The organism is Acinetobacter haemolyticus CIP 64.3 = MTCC 9819, from assembly GCF_000369065.1.
GTDB classification, from domain to species: Bacteria; Pseudomonadota; Gammaproteobacteria; order Pseudomonadales; family Moraxellaceae; genus Acinetobacter; species Acinetobacter haemolyticus.
This window is the reverse complement of the sequence record NZ_KB849798.1, coordinates 1-3159: the sequence shown is the minus strand read 5'-3', so window position 1 is coordinate 3159 and position 3159 is coordinate 1. Positions and strand designations below refer to the sequence as shown.

Below are 3159 nucleotides of genomic sequence, written 5' to 3'. Positions count from 1 at the left end.
ATTTTCCAAATAAAGTACATCGTTTAAGACAATACCTTTTAACCAATAAAAGTTCAAAGTTTAATTGTGTACTTTAATACTTGGCGTTTGTACTTTTTTAACTTGGCGTTTGTACTTTTTTAAGTGCTTTTAACTTGGCGTTTGTACTTTAATACTTGGCATTTGTACTTTTTTAAAGTCTGAAAGCTATGTCTAGCAAGGTCTGTAGAGGGGCGAAAAGTCTTTAAAAGCTTTTTAAAAGCTAAAAAAGAGAATCAAAGGCAAAATCAAAGGCTATGGCACTCGCTTCGCTCGTGTCTTTTCAAGAGCAAAAGCAAAAGCAAAAGCGTTACTAATGCATTCGCTATGCTCATGCTTTTTTAAGAGCAAAAGCATCAATACTCCGCTCATAGACACTCGCTAACTCTTTGGGTCGATAAACGTATAGATATAGCGTTGAAAGCATTGCTACATCTGCGATTCATCTGTTTTAAAAAGCAAAAGCGGTTTTCCAGAGGGGGAATAAGCGAATTTTCATTGTGTCGCTCGTAAACACTCGCTAAAACGCTCTAATTTGCGTTCTAAGAGGTTTTTATTATCTCAACTATACTTTCATGCATAAAACACCAAACATGGCTAAAAACCCCATTTTTTTGCGTTTAAATGGGTGTTATGAGGGTGAGTAGTCGTTATCATTGGCGTTATCAGGTTTTTTAGGCTCATTTTTTCGCTGTTTTTCTAATTCTTGACGTCTTAAAAGTGCCAAACGTTCTTTTTCCTGCTTTTCTTGCTCAGCCAGTTGTTTTTTTTGTTCGTGCTCTAAGTGTAATTGATTGCGAAGTTCACGTTGTTGGTTAAATCTTTCTTGTTCTTCCTGTCTTTTTAGGAATCTATGATGTTCAAGTGCTGAATCAAAATTATCTTTTAATTTAGCAACTTGCTTATTAAATTCTTTCTCAAGATTTGGATGATTATATTCGTTGATTATGTCTAAATATGGCTTTGCTCGTTGCTGAACCTCATCGAGTGTTTTTTTGGTATCAGACAGTTCTTTTTTTAATTTTTCCGTTTGACTAGCCAGTGCATTCGCTCGGTCAAATCGTGGCGCAATTTGATCAAATATCTGATCAATCATAGCGTTTGCGACTCTCTCACCGTAGGCATTTTTAGATTCAAAAAACTCAGGTTCAGGCACTTCATAGGTGAGTCCTTTTTCAATGCCTGGTTCATTCTCGTAATTGTTCAATTTTTCATAATATTCTTGAATAGACGTATGTTTTGCCTTGCTCCCTTGGATCCCTCGATCTAGTCCTAAATCTTTTACTTCAACTGCAAAATCAGTCTGCATTTGTGAAAGTGTATGTCGAGATCCACCGATATATTTTTTAGCATTCAATCGCCCCGTTTCTTCGTCCACTGGAACAACGTAGGCGACAAGGTGAGGGGTTGTTTCATCACGGTGAATGGTGGTGCTGACGACATTATTTTTACCATATTTATTTTCAAGCCATTTTTTCGACTGCTCAAAAAATGCGGTTTCTTTTTCAGTTCCCCAGCCATCCCACTCCGGACTCGCTGTAATCAAATGTTCAATACACAAAACTGCATCTTTACGTCTTTTTTCAGGAATACGATCACGAATAGCGGTCATACATTTTTCGTTGGTATCCAAGGCATGTTCATTCAAATGTGTACGAGCATCATCGGCATTTAACGTTTCTCGATTGCGATAATTATGCGAAAGACTGCCTCCAACATCGGCAAATGATTTGAGTTTCTGAATACGCAAAATAGCAAATGACATGGGCGAAATCCGACACCGCAAAAAACACACGATAGCAGAGCTTTTTGAGCTTTGCGATAGCGAAGTGGACTCACTCCACTTTCAAAGCACCTAAAGGTACATTGAAAGTTCATGAGTAAGGGGAATCCTCCCCTTAACCCCTGACAACCTTTCAGGTTGTATAAAGCATTTTCTTGATTCGATAGATTCTATTTTCTAAACCCACGATACTTTTTTGAAGCCGTTCGCTATATGCTTTTTTTTGAAGATCAGAAAATTCTTTAAGCTCGTTTTCGAGCTGCTCAATTTTTTCTTGTAGCAAAACTTCCCTTTCAAACTGAGTGATTTTTTTCTCAAACATCATTTCGATTTAAATCCTAATTTTGCTAGATGGGGAAGCAACGTTTTTTGTTTTTCAGAGTCTTTGAGCATCGAACGAATACGAGCAATAAATGGTTTCATATCTTCGCCTGCATGTGCCATCTTTTGCACTTCAGGGAGTTCTGAAAGTTTACTGCTAAACGTATCAAGTTGAGATTCTGTCATTTTGTGGAATAGGTCAGGTGTATTTGGATCTCGTCCTGTTTCTATAACTTTGGGCTTTGGTTTTTCTTTGACAGTGAACTTAAAGCCAACCACGGAACGCCCACGTTTCACATTCTCATAGCTTAGGTCTATGTCGGTGTTGGCTGTGATCTCGTCCAGTGATGGCTTAATTACACGTTTTTTTAGGTTGCTTAGGTCTTGATAGGATTCAGGCAAGCCCAACTGCTGAAATAATTCGTCTAGGCTGATTTGAAAACCGCCCATTGTTTGGTGTTTCTTAGCCAAGTGATAGAAGTCTAGCGAGTAGTCTTTTTTAAGCCGTAAAACGACCTCTTTTTTATACTTGGTATAAGGGTTTAGGGCGTCAAACTCTCTAAGTAATAGAAGTACTTCATCTGTAAAATATAGTTCTGAACCGCCTTGCCCTGCCTTATAAATCACCTTGTTTAGCCAACGCATTTTTACCCTGTCACCCTCAGCATTGGTGTAACCAAAGAACCGAGTAAATAGGCGTTCAGATGCCAATTCTAAAGCTGTATAAGCCGTTGATAAGTCAATGCCACACTCCTTTGAAAAGTCACTCGAAGATATAAAAATAGGATCATTGCTTGATATTTTTGTGGTTCTTGCCAAAGGGGTTGCCATGATAAATAAACGCTTTTCATCAAGGGACATACCTCTAAAGCATTCAACCACTCTATTTTGTAAAACTATCCAGTCTTTGGGATAGTGTTTTTTAACATCCAAATCCATAGTATTTTCCAAATAAAGTACATCGTTTAAGACAATACCTTTTAACCAATAAAAGTTCAAAGTTTAATTGTGTACTTTAATACTTGGCGTTTGTACTT

At 37.6% G+C, this 3159-nt stretch carries 3 protein-coding genes; all 3 read right to left on the bottom strand.

What is annotated here, in order from left to right; all coding sequences use genetic code 11:
- Nucleotides 1-649: 649 nt before the first annotated feature.
- The 3 genes from mobV to F927_RS00005 all read right to left on the bottom strand — a co-directional run bounded on the left by mobV (nucleotide 650) and on the right by F927_RS00005 (nucleotide 3061).
- Nucleotides 650-1783 carry a MobV family relaxase gene (mobV, locus tag F927_RS00015; protein WP_005080191.1) on the bottom strand — a complete coding sequence of 378 codons (1134 nt, stop codon included), beginning with the start codon at nucleotides 1781-1783 and terminating at the stop codon, nucleotides 650-652.
- A gap of 151 nt (nucleotides 1784-1934) precedes the next feature.
- On the bottom strand, nucleotides 1935-2126 hold the full coding sequence (locus tag F927_RS00010; RefSeq protein ID WP_005080189.1) for a hypothetical protein: 192 nt from the start codon (nucleotides 2124-2126) through the stop codon (nucleotides 1935-1937).
- Complete coding sequence (locus F927_RS00005; RefSeq protein ID WP_005080187.1) at nucleotides 2123-3061, bottom strand: replication initiation protein; 939 nt, start codon at nucleotides 3059-3061, stop codon at nucleotides 2123-2125. Before F927_RS00005 ends, F927_RS00010 begins: the two co-directional genes overlap by 4 nt.
- Between the last annotated feature and the right edge of the window lie 98 nt (nucleotides 3062-3159).

Excerpts from the sequence above, each read along its gene's own strand:
- mobV (WP_005080191.1), bottom strand. The coding sequence starts at position 1,783 with ATGTCATTTGCTATTTTGCGTATTCAGAAACTCAAATCATTTGCCGAT.
- F927_RS00010 (WP_005080189.1), bottom strand. The coding sequence starts at position 2,126 with ATGATGTTTGAGAAAAAAATCACTCAGTTTGAAAGGGAAGTTTTGCTA.
- F927_RS00005 (WP_005080187.1), bottom strand. The coding sequence starts at position 3,061 with ATGGATTTGGATGTTAAAAAACACTATCCCAAAGACTGGATAGTTTTA.